The sequence below is a fragment of the Enterococcus sp. ZJ1622 genome (assembly GCF_011038845.1).
In the GTDB taxonomy this organism is placed as follows: Bacteria; Bacillota; Bacilli; order Lactobacillales; family Enterococcaceae; genus Enterococcus_B.
The window spans coordinates 106290-127659 of record NZ_JAAKDW010000010.1; the positions used below are offsets into that span (position 1 = coordinate 106290).

Below are 21370 nucleotides of genomic sequence, written 5' to 3' on the forward strand. Positions count from 1 at the left end.
TATTAAGTATCAAATTCAAAAAATACCCTTTTTCAATAAAAATATCCTAAGCAGAAATCTATATTTATGGATTGCGTCAAATTTCTAAATACCTTGTTTTTTTATTCATATGTACTTTCATAGGTATCATTACCAACAGCTTATTTGAAGTATTTTGCTTCTTAATCTTTTTTATTCCATTACGAAATATGATTGGAGGATTTCATTTAAAAGGAGAACTTTCTTGCTTCTTATTTTCTATTTTAACCATTGTAATCTATTCGTTACTTCAAACTTGGTTAGAAATGTATTCTCCCCGCTTTCTAGGTATGTTTATTATAATACTTGCAATCTTACAGTTTGTATTACCTTCAGTGGATCATGCTAATAACCCAATAGATCATACAGGATTTAAGTTGTTTAGATTTTACAAAATCAAAGTCATTATTATTGAAACGATTCTTAGTTTTGTAGCGATCAACTCAAACTTTTGGATAGTTCCAAGAACAATAATGATAGTTTTATTGTTTAACTTCATTTCGAACTTCATTGGGTTACTTCTTAGAAGAAAATCAGTAGCTCGATAAATAAATATTTTTTTCTAATACTATTTATATAGCAATGTTTGAGTTTTTAATAATTATTTTTTTAAATACTACCTTTGATATTTAAATAGCTTTTGAGACGATTTCAGTCGCTTTTCTCAAATGGTATTTTTTCTTTTTAAATGACAAATACAAGATTTGGCTAAAAAAATGGGAGCTAAAGTTTTGTTTAATCTCAAACCTTAGCTCCCGTTTTTATTTCTTTTCAATAGTCCCAGAACATCCAGCTAATCCCTATTAACCAGTACTCCTAATTTTTTGGTTTTCAATTAGTCTGCTGGGGCAAACGATGAAAAATTCTTTACTTGATCCTCAAAACTCATAGTAAAATAACGTTCATTCTTATCCAACTTCGCGATTTCTGCCATCTCTTCATTTGACAATTCATAATCAAAAATATCGAAATTACTGCGGATATGATCAGGATTTTCTGATTTAGGTAAAACAATGTTTCCTACTTGGAGATGCCATCTTAGGATAACTTGTACAGCAGATTTATGATATTTTTGACCAATAGTCGTAAAGATTGGTTCAGTTAATAACTGCATATCTCCATGTCCAAGGGGATACCAAGCTTCAATTTTTGTACCATAATTTTCCATTTGTTGTCGTAATTCATGTTGTGGATAGTAAGGATGTGATTCTACTTGAATGACTGCTGGTTTGATTGTAGCAACTTCAAGTAAATGGTCTAAACGCTCACCGTCAAAATTACTAATACCGATTGATTTGACCCGTCCATCTGCTACTGCTTTTTCCATATCTTTCCAAGCACCAACATAATCGCCGATTTGTTGATGAAGTAATAATAAATCGATATAATCTGTATCTAAACGAACTAGCATCTTATCAATCGCTTCACTGGTGATTCCTTCACCATATTCGCTAGGCCATAGTTTGCTAGTAATCCAAACATCCTCCCGATTTAGTCCGCTTTCTTTTACTGCTTGACCAACGCCTCGTTCATTTTGGTAAGCATGAGCGGTGTCGATATGTCGATAGCCAGCTTGAAAAGCTTGCAAAACGGCTTTTTTAGTCGCTTCATCTCCTTTGATCATATAAACACCGAAACCTAATTGAGGAATTTCTAAACCGTTATTCATAGTTAATTTTGATTGTGTCATGATAATCTCTCCCGTTTTGTTATTTTTTATTTTTCATTGATTCCTAAACTTTGATGGTTCTGATAATTGGTATCTTCACTCGCCCGTTTTACTAAGTCAGCAATGCTTTTACGGGAAACATCATGTCCTCCGAAAGGTTCATCTTTTTTAGTCAATTCATAATTAACAGGACCATTTGTAAACCATCCTGGTCTGATAATTGTATAATTTAGTGTAGAAGCTTCAATGATATCGGCTGCTTGTCGAAATCCTTTTAAGATAGGATTATGATACGGATCAGGTGATTCACCTAACCAACTAGGAATCTCTTGATAGATTCCCATCGTCGTTAAGAAAATCAGTTTTGGTGCGTTTGGTTGCAAGTCTTCTAGTGCTGCAACGATTGTCCGTCCAAAACCTGCAATATCTCCACTCAAAGCCACAAAGACAACGTCCTGCCCTTTTGCCACATTGAAGACGTCCTCTTTGTTCAACGCATTGCCTTTCACAACTACTTCTCGTTGTGGATCAATATTATTTTCTCGGATATGTCGAGAAAACAATGTCAGTTTAAAATCCGTTTCTTGATACAACGTTTCTCTCACTTGACGTCCGATTGAGCCGGTAGCCCCAATAATTAAAATATTCTTCATGCTTTTTCCTCCTAAGTCTAAAGTCACACTTTGTTAACGAAACTGCTTCAATGGTTCTTTACGAATGACATTGATAATGATTGCCGCAACAATCAAAAAGAAACCGATTAACATGATACTATGAAGACTCTCAAATAAAATTCTTTGCATCTCTGGAATTAAGTTTTGTGGTAAATGGCTGGCAGTTTCATGATCGGTTAGTTGATTCATTTGAGAAACAGTAATTTGACCATTTGTTTGTCCAACTAAGTTTGCAATACGTAAGCTCAATACACCTCCGTAAATCGACGCCATGAAGGTCTGACCTAGTGTACGAGATAGCAAACCAAAAGTTGTGGAAACATTGACTAATTCTGCTTTTACACCATCTTGAATCGAAACTTGCATTGGTGTAAAAGCTAGTCCTACTCCAAAACCTTCAAAGGCACCACTCATCATCAGCCACCAATAAGGACTATCTTGTGTGGCCATTACTAGGGAAACTGCAGATAAAAACACACTGATCAGTCCCAATATCACGATTTTCTTGGCTGGAATATTTCGCATCAGATTAGCTGTCAGCCTGGTTCCAAGTAGTAACAAAATGGAAGACGCAATTTGAGTCATTCCTGCTCTAGTCGCATTGGTTCCTAATACTCCTTGTGCCCACATTGGCGAATAAATACTATAGCCAATAAAGAAACCGTTCATCAAAAACATGATGACATTTTGTGATTGAATCTTCCAATCACTTAATAGCTTGATAGGAATTAAGGCATCTTCCATACGACTCTCGACTACAACAAAAACCCCTAAACTAACCAAGCCAAAAATCAGCAAAGTAATAGCTCGGAGATGGCTAACGGCTAATGCATCACCTGCAAAAAGCAGAAAAATTAAAGCAATTGAAAGAATGCCCGCTCCTAAGTAATCAAATTTTGCTGCTACTTGTTCCTGATTGTCTTCATGATAGGAAAACTGCAACATGATTACCGCTAAAATTCCGATTGGTAAGTTAATTAAAAATACCCAGTGCCAAGAAGAATAATCGACAATAAAACCTCCAATTATTGGACCAATGACAGTAGATAAAGTATATGCAGCTGTAACTCGTGCCAATGCACGAGCACGCCCTGCCATATCTGGATATAATTTTGCATAGATGATAAAAGGAATTGAGACCATCCCTCCAGCACCGATTCCCATAAATCCTCTAGCGATAATCAAGGTCAACATATTCGTAGCTAACCCACCCACTAATGAACTAAGAATAAAGATCACGGTTGCTACTTGGAAAATCTGCTTGTTCTCAAAAATATCGGCGATTCTCCCCCAAAGAACAGTACTAACAGCCGTTCCTAATAAGAAAAGCGAGCTAATCCAGCCTACGTAACGAATTCCTTGTAAATCACTAACGATCTCTGGCAAGGCTGTATTGACGATGGTCGCATCCAATCCTCCCATAAAGTTTGCTAATAACAACGCGATAGTTGCTACAATTAAATTTCTTTTACTCACTCTTGCCACTCCTAAAATAATTTTGACTGTGATGCTGTAATTTGCCAGTTCCCGGCGATTTTCTCCAATTGTGTAACAGAACGTAGCGGCCAAGTATTTTGAAAGCCATAAATTCTTGCTTTCAATAGATTTTCCATTGTTACTGTGGCCTTTGTGGAACTGGTCAATTGTACAGTGACTTTTTTTTCTTCGTTAGCTAAATAATTCATTCTTCCTTGTTTCATTTGGTTTAACCATTCATCTCGAGTTTGCTCCTCACCAGTAATATGAGTGAAGATTGCTTTTGAGGCAATCAATTCATTTAATTTGGAAAAATCTTTTTGAATGATTGCTTCTATTTGATTACGAGCAACTTGAAGCACTTGTTCTTCTTGATTCATTTTGTTCCCTCCATCTATTAAGGAAGTCAGTTCCTTTTGACATTTCCTATTATGAGACAGGAAGTACTTGCAAACAATGGTCAGAAAATCTGCTTCCGTGACTTATTCCACCTTTTTAAGGAATGAGTGGCAAAAAATTATGGAATAACTATAAAAAACGATTTTCTCCCTTTCATGAAAGAAAATCGTTTTAAAAGAACTAGAAACTGAGTGCTTTTATTTATCACCATATAATATCGCATCTGTTCCACTACGAACTAACTTGCAAGTCATTTCAATGACATGTTCAATGGGTTCAGTTTTGTCATTCGCAACCCATTGTTGATAAATCTGCATTCCTGTGTTCTCAATATACTTTAAGAGAACCTCTCGTTCAAAATCAGTTAGTTTCTTAAACTCAGGGGAATTATGCCAGGTACTCAGCATGACTTTATCAATCATTTGCTGACGAATTCCTGAATAAACCTGATTCGTGGAAATCTTGTCATAGGCCGGCCCCATCTTATCTGAGTATTCAAAAAATGCTCGGAGACTTTTTTCCAAGTCACGAGGGTACTCAAAATCTCCAATAAGCTTCAAATAATCCTCACTGTAGCGGGCTTGTAATTCCGCTAAAAGATCATCTAAAGTGGGGTAATAACGATAAAATGTCTTTTTGTTAATCTCTGCTCGCCGCGCCAATTCTGTTACGGTAATATGCTGATAATCTTTTTCTACGATTAAACTTTCAAAAGCTTGATAAATTCCCTTGATCGTTTTTTGAACTCTTAAATCTTCATAGCCCGCTAATTTCATCTCAAAAACCACCTAACTCGATTTGATCAAATAATTATTAATCTAAGTATAAGTTATTTTCTAAAATATGAATAGTTAGGAGATATTTAACCCGTTTATTTTGAATTGGATTCTATACGGGTATGCGTGTAGGAGAAGCTTGTGGTTTAACATGGGACAATATAGACCTTTTAAGTGGGACAATTACTGTAGAAAAACAAATGATCAAAAAAGAACAAGAATGGATATATGGAACCCCAAAAACCAAAAGCTCTAATCGAACGATTAGGTCACATCAGAATCTCTATTACAATGGATACTTATTCTCATGTTACAAATAAAATGAGAAATGAAACAGTGGATATCATGGAAAATCTAAGAAAAAATTCTTAAATTTTTCCACCAAAAAAAGCCACCGGTGGCAATCCGGTGGCAAATCCATGTAAACATGGTTTATTTTTGGGAAATTTTCAAAAAAAAACTTACTACTTCTTCGGTTCATCCTCGTCCATTTTCAGAACGGCCATGAAGGCTTCTTGTGGCACTTCGACTGAGCCGATTTGTTTCATGCGCTTCTTCCCTTCTTTTTGTTTCTCAAGAAGTTTGCGTTTACGAGAGACGTCTCCGCCGTAACACTTGGCCAGTACGTTTTTACGCAATGCTTTGATGTCGGAACGAGCAACGATTTTTTGTCCGATTGCTGCTTGGATTGGCACTTCGAATTGTTGGCGTGGAATAAGTTTCTTCAGTTTTTCTACGATAGCTTTCCCTCGTTCATAGGCAAAGTCGCGATGGACGATGAAGCTCAATGCATCGACTTTTTCACCATTTAACAAGATATCCATTTTCACGAGCTTGCTCTTTTGATAGCCAGACATTTCATAATCCAAAGAGGCATAGCCTTTTGTACTTGATTTCAGTTTATCGAAAAAGTCAAAGACGATTTCTGATAACGGGATATTGTAGACGACATTTACACGGTAGTCGTCCAAATAATCCATCGTGATGAATTCTCCGCGTTTTCGCTGGGAAAGTTCCATCACGGCACCGACGAAATCATTTGGTACCATGATCTGTGCTTTGACGAAAGGTTCTTCTACGTCTTGGATCGTCACTGGTTCAGGAAAATCCGCTGGGTTATCGACTGTCACAGTTGTCCCATCTGTTTTGTTGACATGATAGATAACAGATGGTGCTGTCGTGATCAATTCGAGATTGAATTCCCGCTCCAAGCGTTCCTGAACGACATCCATATGCAGTAATCCTAAGAAGCCGCAACGGAAGCCGAAGCCTAAAGCTTGAGATGTTTCCGGTTCAAATTGTAATGCAGCATCGTTCAACTGCAGTTTTTCCAATGCTTCACGTAAATCATTGTAGCGGGAAGTATCGATCGGATAAAGTCCGCAATAGACCATCGGATTCATTTGGCGATAGCCTTCCAGTGCTTCAGAAGCAGGATTGTTCGCCAATGTGACCGTATCCCCTACTTGTGTGTCCTTGACTGTTTTGATTGCGGCAGTGATGTAGCCCACGTCACCGACCATCAAAGCGTCACGTTGGATGGCTTTTGGTGAAAAAACACCTACTTCGGTAACATCGAATGTCTTGCCGTTACTCATCATCTTGATCTTATCTCCTGGTTTGACCATTCCGTCCATGATACGCACATTTAATACGACTCCACGGTAAGAATCATAAACAGAGTCAAAGATCAATGCTTTTAATGGTGCTTCGATGTCGCCTGCTGGTGCAGGAACATACTCGACGATTTGTTCTAGGATTTCTTCGATCCCGATCCCTGCTTTGGCGCTGGCTAAGACGGCTTCACTGGCATCGATACCGATCACGTCTTCGATTTCTTGTCGCACACGTTCTGGATCTGCAGCTGGTAGGTCGATCTTATTGATCACAGGAAGGATCTCCAAGTCGTTATCTAAAGCTAGATAGACATTTGCTAATGTTTGAGCTTCGATCCCTTGTGCTGCATCGACAACTAAGACTGCCCCTTCACAAGCAGCTAAGCTTCGAGAGACTTCATATGTGAAGTCGACATGCCCAGGCGTGTCGATCAAATGGAAAATATATGTTTCCCCGTTTTTCGCTGTATAGTTCAATTCAACTGCATTTAATTTAATCGTGATCCCACGTTCACGTTCCAGATCCATCGAGTCTAGTAGCTGATCTTGCATTTCACGAGACGTCACAGTGTGCGTCATTTCCAAAATACGATCGGCCAATGTAGATTTCCCATGGTCGATATGAGCGATGATCGAAAAATTTCGAATCTGCTCTTGGCGTTGTTTCATTTTTTTTATATCCATAGCGTCTCCTCTTTTCATTTAATCAGCACTTTTCATTATACCAACGAAAAGCAGTAATTTAAAGACTTTTTGCCTAGTCAGCTGTAGAAGTTTTTTTTTCGAAATTTTGTTATACTGTTATCAGGCTAATAATTGGAGATGAAAAAATGGAGCAAAGAGATTTTAGAGAAAATCTTGAATTAAAACCAGTGACTGAAGAACATGTCGACCAGTTCAACGAGCTGCTTTCTTATGTGTTCCAAGTGACTGAGGCAGATATCGAAGAAAGCGGGTTTGAGAACAAGCGGGCATTCATCCGTTCAAAACGTCCGATCCTGGAATTATCACAGGTCTTCGGCTGGTTTCACGAAGAGAAGCTGATTTCCCAGATTGCGATCTATCCATGTAAAGTCAACATTCATGGTACACCTTATCTTATGGGTGGCGTGACTGGCGTTGGGACGTATCCAGAATATGCGAACCACGGACTGATGCAGGATCTGATCATTGTTGCTTTAGATAACATGCGAAAAAACAAGCAGTGGATCTCTTATCTATATCCTTATAGTATTCCGTATTATCGCCGTAAAGGCTGGGAAATCATGTCTGATAAGTTGTCGTTTAAGATACGAGATACACAGTTGCCTAAACAAGTCCCTGTCAATGGCATGGTGGAGCGATTACCGGTGGATCATCCAGATGTCTTCAAAGTCTATGAAGCATTCGCCGCCAACAACCATGGCGCTTTGTTCCGCAGTGAGTTCCACTGGGAAGAATATTGGCGTTTTGAAAATGAAGATGAGCGCACAGCGGCTATCTACTATGATGAACATCATGAGCCAAAAGGGGTCCTATTTTATTGGGTGGCGGAGGAGATCTTTCATGTCAAAGAAATGTTTTATTTAAGTCAAGAAGCTCGTAATGGCTTATGGAATTTTATTTCTGCGCACTTCTCCATGGTCTATTGGGCCTACGGAGATATCTATAAGAACGAACCTCTTGCTTTCTTGATCGAAGACAGTCAGATCAAAGAACAGATTGAGCCCTATTTCATGGCGCGGATCGTAGATGTAATGGAATTTCTACAACGATTTCCTTTTGCAAGCACTGCTGAGCCTTTCCATTTCATTGTCGAAGATCCCATTGCTCCTTGGAACAACGGCGTATTCGGATTGTCTTGGTCCACTGAAGGAATGGTCTCTGTCACGAATGAGCCGATCGGAAAGCCAGTCAGACTGACTATCCAGACGTTGACGTGCTTGATGATGAATTACCGTCGTGCATCTTACTTGGCACGGATCGAACGACTAGAAACAGATGAAGAAACATTGAAATCGCTAGAACGGATCATTCCGACAATGGAAGCTTATTTTAGCGATTATTTTTGATAAAGAAGGATGATGTATACATGAAAATTTATTTTGCCGCCCCAATGTTTGCTAAAAGCGATCTTTTATATAATGAAATGATCGTAAAAAGAATCAGGGAACTTTCACCTGATGTAGCCATCTATCTACCTCAAGAAAATGAATCAATCAACGATAAAACAGCTTATGCAGATAGTAAGATGATTGCTTTGGCAGATACAGAAAAAGTTTTGGAAAGTGATTTGATGATCGCGTTACTGGATGGTTTGACCATCGATGCAGGTGTTGCTTCTGAAATCGGTGTGGCCTATGCAAAAGGCATCCCTGTGATTGGCTTGTATACAGATACGCGCCAACAAGGAGGCACTCATCCCCAAAAAATAGCGGCTTTACAGGAAACAGCAGAAAATCAGTTCCACTATCTGAATCTCTATACTGTCGGATTGATCAAACTGAATGGACAAGTTGTCTCTTCTGAATCTGAATTGTTTGCCGTTTTAGAAAAATACGTTGCTGGAGGGGCATTTCATGATTAAAGAGATCAAAAAAGTCCAGATAGCTTTACTTGCTTTCGGCCTATTCGTTGTCTGCTATAATTTTTATGAATTGATTACACAAAAATATTCTACTTCACAAGGAATTACTTTCGTGGTCGAATCACTATTAGGTATCTTGCTGATTTTTATGCCTCAAGTCATTCTCAAAGTTTTCAAATTGAAGATCCCTGCGGCAATCGTCTTGTTTTATTGGTTTTTCCTGTTCATCTCTGTTTTTTTAGGAACAGGGATGCACTTGATCAGTATCATTTCTTTTTGGGACAAGATCCTACATGCGGTGAGCCCGATGGTGCTGACAGCTCTTGGATACGGGCTGATTGGCTTCTTGATGAAAGACGCAGAGATTGCTAAGACAAGTCCGTGGCTTTTCTTGCTGTTCGGCTTTGCGTTTGCCGGGTTGTGTGGTGTGTTCTGGGAATTCTGGGAGTTTTTATGCGACCAGTTTCTAGGTATGAACCTACAGCGTTTTGCCGCATCAGATGGCACTTTGTTTGTCGGACGTGCTGCATTGATGGACACGATGGGTGATTTGTTCACCAATACGGTCGGTGCTTTCCTGATGGGGCTTTTTGCTTGGTATCAGAGTAAAAAAGAAGCGGATTATTTCAAAAGCTATCGTCTGGAAAAAGTAAAATAAGCATAAAAAATGAGCAGCAAGTTCCTTTGCCGCTCATTTTTCTTATTTGTTTTATTTCCTTTGCTGTCACACGATTTCTTCCAGCTCTTCTGTTTCGAAGTGTAGTTTTCCATCTAGCAAGGTGATCGTTACTTTTGATTTAGGCATCACATGTCCGGCAACGATTTCTTTTGCTAAAGGTGTTTCGACTTCTTTCGTGATAAACCGTTTCAAAGGACGCGCGCCGTATGCCGGTTCATAAGCATTTTCGGCGATCCATGTTTTTGCTTCATCGCTGATAGTCAGAAGGATCTCCTGATGTTCCAAGCGTTGTGCTAATTGCGCAACCATCTTGTCTACGATTCCTTTCACATTTTCCAGACTCAATGGTGTAAAGAGGATCGTATCATCGACTCGATTCAAGAATTCTGGCTTGAAGTGTCCACGCAATAGTGCATTGACTTGTTCGGCAACTGATTCTGGGATCGTTCCATCTGCTGTCACTCCATCAAGAAGCAGTTGAGAACCGATATTACTTGTCATGATCATTACTGTATTCTTGAAGTCTACTACTCGTCCTTTGGAATCTGTCAAACGTCCATCATCCAATACTTGTAATAAGATATTAAAGACATCTGGATGGGCTTTTTCGATTTCATCCAGTAGAACGATCGTATACGGATTTCGCCGGACAGCTTCTGTCAGCTGGCCGCCTTCTTCATAACCGACATAGCCTGGAGGTGCTCCGACTAAACGTGCCACTGCATGTTTTTCCATATATTCACTCATATCGATCCGAACCATATGATCTTCTGAATCGAATAAGTTTTCTGCCAATGCTTTTGCAAGTTCTGTTTTCCCGACCCCTGTCGGTCCCAAGAACAAGAAGGAACCTAGTGGGCGATTTGGGTCCTGCAAGCCTGCACGAGAACGGATCACGGCATCACTGACTGCATCTACCGCTTCATCTTGTCCAATGACTCGCTGATGCAGTGTTTCGTTCAATTTGATCAGCTTTTCTCTTTCGCCTTCAACTAGCTTCGTCACCGGTATTCCAGTCAAGCGTCCAACGACTTGTGCGATTTCATTTTCTGTGACTGATTCTTGAACCATTTTGATGTCGCTGTCTTTTGTTTTGGCTTCGAGTTCTTTCAGTTCTTTCTCTAATTGCGGGATCGTTCCGTGGCGAAGTACTGCTGCACGTTCAAGATCGTAATTGTTTTCCGCATCTTCTAGTTCATGTTTGGCTTTGTCGATTTCTGCTCGTTTCGCTGATACGGTGTTGACTTCTTCTTTTTCTGTTTCCCACTGCATCTTCATAGCATTTGCTTCTTCGCGCAGATCGGCTAGTTCTTCTTGGAGGTTTTTCAAGCGTTTCTTACTTGCATCGTCGGATTCTTTTTTCAATGCTGCTTCTTCAATCTCCAATTGCATCAAACGCCGAGTGACTTGATCCAGCTCTGTCGGCATGGAATTCATTTCGACACGGATCGTTGCGCTGGCTTCATCGATCAAATCGATGGCTTTGTCTGGAAGGAAGCGGTCCGTGATATAGCGGTCAGACAATGTAGCTGCTGCGACCAGTGCGTTATCGTGGATATTCACCCCGTGATGGATCTCGAATCGTTCTTTCAAACCGCGTAAAATACTGATCGTATCTTCGACTGTTGGTTCTTTGACTAGTACTTTTTGGAAACGACGTTCTAATGCTTTGTCTTTTTCCATGTATTGACGATATTCATCCAAGGTCGTCGCACCGATCAGATGCAATTCACCACGTGCTAGCATTGGCTTCAGCAAATTACCTGCATCCATACTGCCTTCTGTTTTTCCTGCGCCGACGATATTGTGGATCTCGTCAATAAATAAGATGATCCGTCCATCGCTTTTCTTCACTTCTTTCAAGACAGCCTTCAGTCGTTCTTCAAATTCACCGCGGAATTTTGCCCCAGCGATCAAAGCGCCCATGTCCAAAGAGAAAATCGTTTTATCTTTTAGATTTTCCGGTACGTCTTTTCGAACGATCCGCTGTGCAAGTCCTTCGACGATCGCTGTTTTTCCGACACCTGGCTCACCGATCAATACGGGATTGTTTTTGGTTTTTCGTGAAAGGATACGGATCACATCACGGATTTCTTCGTCACGGCCAATGATGGGGTCCATTTTTCCGCTTTTCACTTGCTGTACGAGATCTACCCCGTATTTTTCCAATGCTTTATATTGTTCTTCCTGATTTTGTGAGGTCACTCTTTCTCCCCCTCTCATGTCTTCGATGTTTTTCCGAAGTTCTTTTTCAGACAACCCGTTTTTGGTCAAATACACAGTCAACGGATAATTCTTCAGTTTCATCAATGCTAAGAGAACGACTTCGGTGGATAGGAATTCATCACCAAAGCTTTCTCGGATCTTATCTGCTTCACTTAACAAATTGAACAGGTTTTGGCTAAGGTTCTGCCCATATTGCACATTCCCGCCTGAAACCACCGGATACTCATCTAGTACTCGATCGATCTCACGCTCGAACGCATCGACATCCAGTCCTGCGTCAGTATAGAAATTCCGTCCAAAATGATTTGGTTGCAAAAATATTTTCCATAAATGAGCAATATCGATTTCCTGATGTTTCCTTGTCACAGCGATCTGCTGTGCTTCGGCAATCGCTTCTTGGAGCGTAGTTGTCATTTTTTCAATATTCATAGATACTTACCTCCTGTAATAAAAGGTCCAGGTCGATTTTTATGACCCTTACATCAACTATTATATTCTTTTGGTCAATTTTGGTCAAAAAATATACATGCTTTTTACCTGTTTTTTTATCAAGTTTATACAAATTTTAAAAAGCCGATGTCTTCAAAAACAACTAGGATCATTGGATCATTTATCGTTCAAGGATCCTAGACATATGCAAAAAGCGTTGAGACCACAAGAACGTCTCGACGCTTTTTTTGTTCAATATTCGTCTTCGATACGGTTTTCCAATTCACGGATGGTATCCGTCAGCGACTCTATTTCTTCTTTTATTTCTTCAAACGTCATGCCGCTTGCACTATAGCCTTTGTAATAAGCAATCATATAGTCTGTTTCTTCTAGGCGATGCAGCCGATTACGGAGGTTCCCTAAAAGTTCGATATTTTTTTCTTCATACCATTCATTATCCATTATTGGCCTCCTTATGCTAAAGCGTTCGGACTAGGTAATTGAGGACCAGTTCCTTCTCGAGCAGCTACCCAGTCATCGTTATCCCACATTTCCGTTTTCCGTCGTCCACGGAAATAATCCCACAATGACTCGGTTTCCATTTCGATCAGTACACCATTGTTCCCTAAAGTGACCCAGTTATAGCTACCGTTTCGATGCGCAAATTTGATCCATTGTACAGGGAAAGACCGTTCGCTCCCATTCTCATCTATAAAGGAGCGGCTTTGATGTTCCAGTCTCAAGAAGGTCAATCCTCTCGCATAACCTGGATTGATTTTAGAGAAAATGCTCTCAGCCAGCTCTTTTGCACGATCCGATGATAAAAGACTTCCAGCAGGTCTACTTGTATAATTCTTGAAGCTGACCAGCTGATTTGCTTCCAGTACTCCGATGATTCTTGGACCATTAAACATGAACATCCCTTCTTTTTGATACCGGATGATCGTGACTTCTTTTTTGTTTCGACTTTCGACCGTCTCGCTGACTAGTTCATAGCCCTTCGGAACATCTACTAATGTTTTGAATAATTTGAATCTTGTATCCATATCGATCATCCCTTTAATTTTCTTCTGCTAATTTACCTAACAGTTTTTCAAATAATTCTTGTTCTTCTGATGTCAATTTTGAAAGAAACTCTTTCTGAGCGATTTCGACTGTGTCGATCACGTGATCATAACGTGTTTGCCCTGCTTCTGTCAGCTCCAAAACAAAACTTCGACGGTCTTGTTCACTTTTTTCTTTCGTCACTAATCCTATGCTGATCAGTTTTTGAACCGTTCTTGTCACGTTGCTTGCATCAAGTCCTGTTAATTTGATGAGCTCTTCTTGTTTTAATTTTTTGTAATCATGGATCTTCACGATAAAATAGTAGTTGGATGAATTCAATTGTAATGGAGCCAACTTTTGGTCTAATTCTTTCTGGTATACCCGCGACAGCTTTGCTAGCCATTTTAAATTGCTTTCTGCTCGATTTTCCATCGGTATCCTCCTTTTAGTTGACAATTCCTTTCTCAAGGATATATAATTGCTTGCGCAAGCATATTTTAAAACAAATCATTTTCTTTGTCAACGATCAACTATCCAAACATTTAGGAGGAGAAAATATGGGGAAAATAAAAAAAGGTTGGCTGTTATTGGCGATCTATCTCGCTACATTCATGACTGCGATCGAATCCACGATTGTCGTTACGGCTGCGAATGCCATCTCACTAAGTTTCAATGGAAATGTATCGATCTCTTTACTCTTTTCAAGTTATCTATTTTCGAGTGCTCTGTCGACACCTGTCATGAGCCGTCTTGCAGATCAGTACGGAAAGAAGCGGATTTTTCTGTTTGGTCTAAGTCTGTTCGTTCTAGGGACGTTTCTTTGCGGGATGTCTCATTCGTTTTCCTTGCTTGTCCTATTCAGGATTCTTCAAGGGATCGGTGCAGGTGGGATCATGCCGATTACATTTGCATTGATTGGCGAATTGTTTGCTTATTCTTCTCGAGGAAAAATCATGGGTCTGAATAATTCAGCTTGGGGAATCGCTTCACTCATCGCTCCGCTTCTAGGGGGCTTATTAGTAGATCGTTTTAGCTGGCATTGGGTCTTTTTCATCAATATCCCTTTTGGCTTATTGACGATCATGATCATTCTTTTTTTCTATACAGAAGAAAAAGAGAACGTTTCATCCAAATTTTCTGTTGACGAACTGGTTCAATATAGCATCTTGATTTTAGGTTTGTTTGCGTTGTTGGCTGGTATCCAGCTATTGGCAGTGAATTTCATTGCTGGGGGAATTTGGTTCAGCATTGGATTAGTCATTTTATTTTTCTTTATGCTGAGTGAAAAGAAAAAAGAGGAGCCGGTACTACCTGTGGACACTTTTCGCATCCCTGGTTTTCTTTTATTCAATATCGTGACATTTCTGATCAATGGCGTATTGATGGGCTTTCAAGTTTATGTACCTTTATGGATCCAGACTCAGCTTCACTTGTCTCCTACTTTGGCTGGACTGGTCCTCGTACCTTCTTCGATTTTCTTTATTACAGGTTCGTTCCTTTCAGCAAAGCTTGGGAAAGCGATCGGGAATCGCTCTTTATTACTCATTTGTATGAGTATCCTTTTTGCGGTCTTTGTCGTTTTGGGGCTTTTGACGCAAGATACTCCGTATGTCGTTTTTCTAGGCTTGGCTGGTTTTTCCGGTTTTGGTGTAGGAACTGCTGTGACTACGAGTGTATTGTCAGCACAAGCTTTTGCGACTGAAAAAAACATCAGTACTGTATCTGGTTTCATCACACTTTGTCGAACACTTGGCCAAAGTTTCATGATCACAGTTTTCGGTTTGGTCTTTACCTTTTTCACTAAGGAGAATCTCTTGACCAGCGGATACCACAGTGTTTATTTCACCGCGGCTATACTCGTAGTACTGAGTGGGATTCTTGTGTTTCATCACAAAAAAAAGAGGTTGTGAGCCTGCCGTTTAACTCTGAGGCACAAGGAACAATTTCAAAAAACAGCTGCCATGTTTGATGAATATTGAGACTTGTGCCCGAAAAGTTGGCACTGGAACACCGATTATTCGAAAAAAAGGAGCCGTGACAAGACTCTTGTCACAACCTCCTCTTCATACAATTCTTCCATTGTAAAACAGTTTTTCTCGGTCACTCACTTCTCTTTTTTTACTTCCTTCAGTTCTTCTTTGATCACCCTTCTACGTTCTGCGATCACATAAACGAATCCATAGATGAATGGCAAGATAAAGGAACTGAAACGATAGAGCAAAAGCGAAGACACTGCATCAACCGTTCCGACAACTGGTTTGAATAATAGCAGATAAACAAATTCAAATGAACCGATCCCTGCTGGTGTTGGTATCACTCCTGACAAAACGACAGAAAAACTGATAAAAGAAAAAGTCAGGAGAAAATCGATTCTCGGATGATTCTCGATCAGGATCAAATAGGGCAGTACATACCAAAAAACAAGTTTGATCATATTCCAAAGATATATGCGGAGCAGTGCGGTACGATCCTGAACGATCGTTTGGACTGTCTCTCGCAATGAGTAGATCTGCATGTTACATGTATCCACCCAATTTCTCAACCGTTCGCTTTTGAAAAGTCGATTGGACAAGCTGACAAAAAATACTTGGACATTCAAGCTGATAGACATCACCAGTAAGAATGCAACGATAACGATCGTCAGTAAGATCCCCGCAATAATGAACCAGATCATCGAAGGGCTATTCGAATAAAAAAGAGAAAACTGAATGATCAGCCCCAACACAGCATACGTAATCACCGCCAGCTTGTACATGATCATGTGTAAAGCTGTGACACCCGCTCCTTGAGAAAGCTTCATCCCTTTTTTATTATAAAAGTAGATCTCTGAGATCAGAGTGCCCGTTCCAAATGAAACGATCCGGTAAAAAGCAATGTAGCAAGAAGCGATAAACCCGTCTTTCGTAGAAAAATCAGGCGCAAAAGGTTTAGCTATCTCCTGGATCGATCTGCCCTCTGCAATTTGATAAATCGTACCTAACAAGATAGTCGCTGCCAAAACGATCAAGCTCGTTGACAGTAATTCCTCGAAAATCTCTGCAAAAGATTGATTGATCAAATAATAAATAATGGCAAAAATCGCAATCAATAATAACAGATTTAAAAATAATTTTGTTTTGGTTCCTTTATTGGACATTTCCTACTCCTTAATGGAAAAAATAAATCAGAATCAAATCGACGAATATCCCAGCAGCAAAACCTATCGTAAATTTTTTCTTTCGCGTTTTGTGATGAAAAACGTTACATGAGAACCAGCCGCCTATACCACCGCCTATCAAGCTAACAAAGATCAGGTTATTCTCTGGGACTCTCCAGCCTCCTTTTCTTGCTTGCTGCTTATCATAGCCCATCAGGCAAAATAAATAGAGATTCACCAGAACCAGATAAAACCACAATGGGTTATGAGTCAAAGCTTCCATATCATTCCTCCAGATATCTGTACATAATTAATCTTCAGGTACATAAACAGACAATCCTCCTGAAACAACTGTCAGTTCGACAGGCAGGTCATCCGTTGTGTCACCGTCTGTTCTTGTTCCTACTGATTTTTCTTCTGCACGGATCTTCATTCGTCTTGCTGTAAGATAAGTGACGCCGGGAATCGTGTAGAATTTCCCTCTGATGATTCTTGGTAGATAAAAAATGAATCGAATGATGTCTAAAGATGGAACGATCGTAACATGGAATTTCCCATCATCTGGTGCAGCAGAGTCATCAAAATTGGTAAATCCACCCACAGAATTAGACATCGTGACCGTTAGCAACTCCGTTTTCCCTTTCCAGTTCTCCTGATCTGTTTCCAGCTCCAAGTGATATTTTTTCTTCTTGAGTAACAGCTGGACGAACCGACGGATAAAGATCCAAGAACCATAACGCTGCTTTTCTTCTTGAGTGATCCACACCGCTGTATCCGCAAGAATCCCGATCGTAAGCGTCGAGATAATCACTTCATCATTTACTCGGCCATAGTCGATTTTTCGAGTGTGTTCACCTAATATGACATCAGCAGCCTCCTCTTTTTCTAGCGGTATGCCTAATACTCGTGCAAGGTTATTGACAGTTCCCCCTGGCAGAAGTCCGACATGATAATCAGACAGCTCTTTCTGGAAGGCTTGGACGATATGGTGGATCGTCCCATCGCCGCCAATAATCACTAAGGTATCAGCTTTTGTTTCTTCCGCTTTTTTGCGTAATGTCTCATCTGTAATCGAAGGACCAGTTTCCGTTACATCGACAGATAATTCTGGTCGTTTTTCTTTTACATATTCTTGGAACCAGCGTGCTAATTTCTCGCCTTCATCTTTCCCTGAACTTTTGTTATAAAAAACTAGCAGCTTTTGCATATTTCCCCTCCTAAATCTTTTCGAAAAAACAGGGCGGGACAACCAGCTGCATTGTCCTGCCCCTAAACTAAGACAAATCACATTCAGTCTATCAATGAACGCTTGCCATTAGCTGTTCTGTTTTGATTTTACGCTTTTGTATTCAATTCTGCAATTTTTACAATTACATCTGTTGCTTTTTCCATAACTTGCAGAGAAACAAATTCGAAACGTCCGTGCATATTTTCGCCACCTGCAAAAAGATTAGGCGTTGGAATACCCATATACGAAATTTTTGAGCCGTCAGTCCCGCCGCGAACTGGTTCGATGACTGGCTCGATTCCCAGATCAATCATTGCCTGTTTTGCCAATTCGACGATACTCATGTCTTTTTCAATGATTTCTTTCATATTGTAATATTGATCATACATCTCTACTTTGATGCGTTCCTGATCAAAACGACGGTTCAATGACTCTTGGATTTTTACGATTTTTGCTTTTCGTGCTTCAAATGCTTCGCGGTCATGATCTCTGATGATGTAACTCATGGTTGCTTCTTCAGGATTGCCCTCTAATGCCATCAAATGGAAGAAACCTTCATAGCCTTCCGTTTTTTCAGGCACTTCATCTTCAGGCAGCGACTGGTGGAAATCGATTGCTAACTGCAAGGCATTGATCATGGTATCTTTCGCAGTTCCAGGGTGTACGTTTTTTCCTTGGATCGTGATATTCGCCTGTGCCGCACTAAATGTTTCGTATTGCAGTTCCCCTAATGGCCCGCCATCTACCGTATAAGCAAAATCAACTCCGAATTGCTCTACGTCAAAATGATCTGCTCCGGTACCAATCTCTTCGTCTGGTCCAAATGCCACTTTGATTTCTCCATGCGGGATCGATGGTTTGTTGATCAAAATCTCCATTGCGGTCATGATCTCAGCGATCCCCGCTTTGTCATCAGCTCCCAATAGCGTACTGCCGTCGGTCGTGATCAATGTTTGTCCGGTATAGTTCTTCAGATTAGGGAAATCTTTTGTGTTCAGTGTATAACGTTCTTCGTTATCCAAGACGATCGTGGATTCTCCGTCATAATTCTCAATGATTTGAGGATTCACGCCTACTGCATTGAAATCAGCTGTATCCATGTGAGAAATGAATCCGATCGAGCGGACTGGATAATCGACATTGCTTGGCAAAGTTCCGATGACAAACCCATTTTTTTCGTTGTAAGTCACATCAGATAATCCTAGATCTTCTAATTCTTTTTTCAATACTTGAGCAAACTCGACTTGTGTTTGGGTAGAAGGAATCGTTTTGCTTGCTGCATCTGATCGTGTTTCGGTTTTCACATAACGTAAAAAACGCGGTAAAAGATTTTCGTACATGGTGGTCTCTCCTTTTAATTAAATTGGAATGGGTCCGTATTTGTTTCAGAAACGAAGAAATCGATGTCCCATTGTTCTTCTTGCTTCCAAGACATGAATTTTTCAACGAATTTTTCTTTACATAAAGATTCGATATAATGTCCCGGATCGATTGCTGCGAGTCCGGCACTTTGCATGTCTTGTGCTGTATGATAATAGATATCTCCTGTAATGTAAACATCTGCTTGCTGCGCGAGTGCATGGGGATAAAATTTTTCGCCGCTCCCGCCACAAATCGCTATGCGTTTCACGAGCTGTTCTTGCTGAGATGCAGGTCTGACTACGCGAAGCCCCTCAAGCTGGAAGGCTTCTTTCACTTTGGAAGCAAATTCATCTAAAGAAATCGCTGAAGAAAGTTCGCCGATCCTGCCAAGTCCAAAATGTTGAATCGGGGCATCTATCCTAAACAAATCGAATGCTGGTTCTTCATATGGATGTGCTTCTCGCATGGCTTCTATCACTTGATGCTCTAAATTTTCCGGAAGGATCACTTCGACTTTTGCTTCTTGGACCTGTTCGCGATGCCCGATTTCACCGATTGCTGGTCGCGCACCTTGTTCGGGACGGAACCGACCTTGCCCGATGGAAGTAAAACTTGTCTCTTCGTAATCCCCTTGTTTTCCTGCTCCAGCAGCAGCCAAAGCTTCCCGCATATCCGCTGCATGGTCGACTGGAACGTACACAGCTAATTTTTTATAATGGATCTCATGGGTCTTCACAAGATAATTTTCTACCTTGATCCCCAAAAGCTCACAAAACCAATCATTCAATCCATCCCAGATGATATCCATATTTGTATGAGCAGCATACACGGCAATGTCATGCTTCAAAAGATCCGCGTACATTTTTTCTTGCGGATGGTCTGTAGTCAGTCGTTTCACTGGACGAAAAATCGGTGGATGTTTCGCGATCAGTAAGTCGATCTTCTTTTCGATCGCTTCTTCCACGACTTCTGGGCGTACATCAAGTGTCATCATGACACGCTGGATCGGTTTGTCTAATGTGCCGATATGCAGGCCGACTGGATCACCTTCTTCTGCTAACCATTGGGGACAGTATTCCTCGAATTTTCTGATGAATTCTTTTCCATTGATCGTCATGGCTGCAGCACCTCCTGGATCAGATTGATTTCTTTTTGGATTCTTTCACTGCGTTCTTTTTGATTCGCCGCTTGTTCCAGCTGTTTCAAGATCAGTTTTTTCTGATGTAGTTCTCTTGCCCATTTTGTTTGGAAGACCTCGCTTTTTTCTTCCAGTAAGAATGGTCCGAACAACAGCTCTATCTCGCTATATTCTACAACTTTCTCTGTTTTTTCTGCTACGATGATCTCATAGATTTTTTTGTTTTCTTCCAGAATTGTCTCCGCGATGATCTCATACTGATTTTGCCACAGCCACTTTCTCAGCGTCTGTTCGCCGATATTCGGCTGGAGAATCAGACGTTCGTTTCCATTTAGTCGCTGATTTTCTTTTCCAGCTTCAAGTATGTCTCGAATGAGCGCTCCACCCATTCCTGCGATAGTGATCGCATTGATTTCGTCTGTCTTTTCGATTGCGTCAAGTCCATTTGCTAAGCGAACGATGATCCGATCTTCTAGTCCATCTTTTTTCACTTGTTTTTGTGCAGACTCGAATGGTCCTTTCACCACTTCGCCAGCCACTGCATAATCGATCTTCCCTTTAAGCATCAGCGCTACCGGTAAGTAAGCATGGTCTGAGCCAATATCTGCTAAGCGGGCAGCGTCTGGAACAAAATCACCAACTGCCGCTAAACGCTTAGATAAGTCTAAATGGTTCATAGCTTCACTCCTTCTCAATAATTATAGCATTTTCCAAATAAAATAAGGAGAGCAGTCCTAAAAAATGTTTGAATAAATACGTCCAAATAAAAAAAGATTCTATCGTTGCGCTGATAAAAACAAAAGGGGCTCTATAATTTCTAGGACTGATAGAATTTTCTGTCGGTCCTAGATTTTTTTGTAAAAAAACAAACAGACATACAAAAATTCCGATAGAATAGAGTCGTCTAAAACATCAATCTGAAAGGAAGTTT

General features: G+C 40.3%; 20 protein-coding genes and 1 pseudogene. 5 read left to right on the forward strand and 16 right to left on the reverse strand.

What is annotated here, in order from left to right:
- Window positions 1-853: 853 nt before the first annotated feature.
- The 5 genes from G7Y42_RS10905 to G7Y42_RS10925 form a co-directional block, all read right to left on the reverse strand.
- Window positions 854-1708, reverse strand: a complete 855-nt coding sequence (locus tag G7Y42_RS10905; RefSeq protein WP_165006037.1) for an aldo/keto reductase — start codon at window positions 1706-1708, stop codon at window positions 854-856.
- A 26-nt stretch (window positions 1709-1734) separates the two neighbouring features.
- Window positions 1735-2340, reverse strand: coding sequence for an NAD(P)H-binding protein (locus G7Y42_RS10910; protein ID WP_165006038.1), 606 nt, complete (start codon window positions 2338-2340; stop codon window positions 1735-1737).
- A gap of 33 nt (window positions 2341-2373) precedes the next feature.
- The gene (locus tag G7Y42_RS10915; protein ID WP_165006039.1) at window positions 2374-3837 is read right to left on the reverse strand and encodes an MFS transporter; all 1464 of its coding nucleotides are present in this window, start codon (window positions 3835-3837) and stop codon (window positions 2374-2376) included.
- A gap of 11 nt (window positions 3838-3848) precedes the next feature.
- Window positions 3849-4217: a nuclear transport factor 2 family protein gene (locus G7Y42_RS10920; RefSeq protein ID WP_165006040.1), complete on the reverse strand. Its 369-nt coding sequence runs from the start codon at window positions 4215-4217 to the stop codon at window positions 3849-3851.
- Between the two features lie 216 nt (window positions 4218-4433).
- On the reverse strand, window positions 4434-5012 hold the full coding sequence (locus G7Y42_RS10925) for a TetR/AcrR family transcriptional regulator (protein WP_165006041.1): 579 nt from the start codon (window positions 5010-5012) through the stop codon (window positions 4434-4436).
- 104 nt (window positions 5013-5116) lie between these two features.
- On the opposite strand from G7Y42_RS10925, the pseudogene G7Y42_RS10930 reads away from it, so the two are divergent.
- Window positions 5117-5384 (forward strand): annotated as a pseudogene (locus tag G7Y42_RS10930) (tyrosine-type recombinase/integrase); the annotation flags it as partial.
- A 92-nt stretch (window positions 5385-5476) separates the two neighbouring features.
- Here the strand turns inward: G7Y42_RS10930 and lepA are convergent.
- Window positions 5477-7312, reverse strand: coding sequence for a translation elongation factor 4 (gene lepA, locus G7Y42_RS10935; protein WP_165006042.1), 1836 nt, complete (start codon window positions 7310-7312; stop codon window positions 5477-5479).
- Between the two features lie 146 nt (window positions 7313-7458).
- Here lepA and G7Y42_RS10940 point away from each other — a divergent pair, with 146 nt between their 5' ends.
- From G7Y42_RS10940 to G7Y42_RS10950, 3 genes are read left to right on the forward strand one after another with little or no spacing between them, the layout of a single operon-like run.
- Window positions 7459-8679: a GNAT family N-acetyltransferase gene (locus G7Y42_RS10940; protein WP_165006043.1), complete on the forward strand. Its 1221-nt coding sequence runs from the start codon at window positions 7459-7461 to the stop codon at window positions 8677-8679.
- A 20-nt stretch (window positions 8680-8699) separates the two neighbouring features.
- Window positions 8700-9194, forward strand: coding sequence for a nucleoside 2-deoxyribosyltransferase (locus G7Y42_RS10945; protein ID WP_165006044.1), 495 nt, complete (start codon window positions 8700-8702; stop codon window positions 9192-9194).
- Window positions 9187-9852: a hypothetical protein gene (locus tag G7Y42_RS10950; RefSeq protein ID WP_165006045.1), complete on the forward strand. Its 666-nt coding sequence runs from the start codon at window positions 9187-9189 to the stop codon at window positions 9850-9852. The genes G7Y42_RS10945 and G7Y42_RS10950 overlap by 8 nt, the downstream gene beginning before the upstream one ends.
- A gap of 66 nt (window positions 9853-9918) precedes the next feature.
- Here G7Y42_RS10950 and clpB read toward each other — a convergent pair whose 3' ends face one another.
- The 4 genes from clpB to G7Y42_RS10970 all read right to left on the reverse strand — a co-directional run bounded on the left by clpB (window position 9919) and on the right by G7Y42_RS10970 (window position 14007).
- Window positions 9919-12528 (reverse strand): ATP-dependent chaperone ClpB, encoded by a 2610-nt coding sequence (gene clpB, locus G7Y42_RS10955; protein ID WP_165006046.1) that lies wholly within the window; start codon window positions 12526-12528, stop codon window positions 9919-9921.
- A 252-nt stretch (window positions 12529-12780) separates the two neighbouring features.
- The gene (locus G7Y42_RS10960; RefSeq protein WP_165006047.1) at window positions 12781-12990 is read right to left on the reverse strand and encodes a hypothetical protein; all 210 of its coding nucleotides are present in this window, start codon (window positions 12988-12990) and stop codon (window positions 12781-12783) included.
- A gap of 11 nt (window positions 12991-13001) precedes the next feature.
- Window positions 13002-13574, reverse strand: coding sequence for a hypothetical protein (locus G7Y42_RS10965; protein WP_165006048.1), 573 nt, complete (start codon window positions 13572-13574; stop codon window positions 13002-13004).
- 13 nt (window positions 13575-13587) lie between these two features.
- Window positions 13588-14007 carry a MarR family transcriptional regulator gene (locus G7Y42_RS10970; protein ID WP_165006049.1) on the reverse strand — a complete coding sequence of 140 codons (420 nt, stop codon included), beginning with the start codon at window positions 14005-14007 and terminating at the stop codon, window positions 13588-13590.
- A 125-nt stretch (window positions 14008-14132) separates the two neighbouring features.
- On the opposite strand from G7Y42_RS10970, the gene G7Y42_RS10975 reads away from it, so the two are divergent.
- Window positions 14133-15485 (forward strand): MFS transporter, encoded by a 1353-nt coding sequence (locus G7Y42_RS10975; protein ID WP_165006050.1) that lies wholly within the window; start codon window positions 14133-14135, stop codon window positions 15483-15485.
- 194 nt (window positions 15486-15679) lie between these two features.
- Here G7Y42_RS10975 and G7Y42_RS10980 read toward each other — a convergent pair whose 3' ends face one another.
- The 6 genes from G7Y42_RS10980 to G7Y42_RS11005 form a co-directional block, all read right to left on the reverse strand.
- On the reverse strand, window positions 15680-16711 hold the full coding sequence (locus tag G7Y42_RS10980; protein ID WP_165006051.1) for a lysylphosphatidylglycerol synthase transmembrane domain-containing protein: 1032 nt from the start codon (window positions 16709-16711) through the stop codon (window positions 15680-15682).
- Window positions 16712-16721: 10 nt separating this feature from the next.
- Window positions 16722-16994, reverse strand: coding sequence for a DUF1294 domain-containing protein (locus G7Y42_RS10985; protein WP_165006052.1), 273 nt, complete (start codon window positions 16992-16994; stop codon window positions 16722-16724).
- Between the two features lie 27 nt (window positions 16995-17021).
- Window positions 17022-17918, reverse strand: a complete 897-nt coding sequence (locus G7Y42_RS10990; protein ID WP_165006053.1) for a YegS/Rv2252/BmrU family lipid kinase — start codon at window positions 17916-17918, stop codon at window positions 17022-17024.
- 128 nt (window positions 17919-18046) lie between these two features.
- A complete protein-coding gene (pepT, locus tag G7Y42_RS10995; RefSeq protein WP_165006054.1) occupies window positions 18047-19279 on the reverse strand; it encodes a peptidase T in 1233 nt (410 codons plus the stop codon).
- Window positions 19280-19293: 14 nt separating this feature from the next.
- Window positions 19294-20418 (reverse strand): Nif3-like dinuclear metal center hexameric protein, encoded by a 1125-nt coding sequence (locus G7Y42_RS11000; RefSeq protein ID WP_165006055.1) that lies wholly within the window; start codon window positions 20416-20418, stop codon window positions 19294-19296.
- On the reverse strand, window positions 20415-21116 hold the full coding sequence (locus G7Y42_RS11005) for a tRNA (adenine(22)-N(1))-methyltransferase TrmK (RefSeq protein ID WP_165006056.1): 702 nt from the start codon (window positions 21114-21116) through the stop codon (window positions 20415-20417). The genes G7Y42_RS11000 and G7Y42_RS11005 overlap by 4 nt, the downstream gene beginning before the upstream one ends.
- Window positions 21117-21370: the final 254 nt, after the last annotated feature.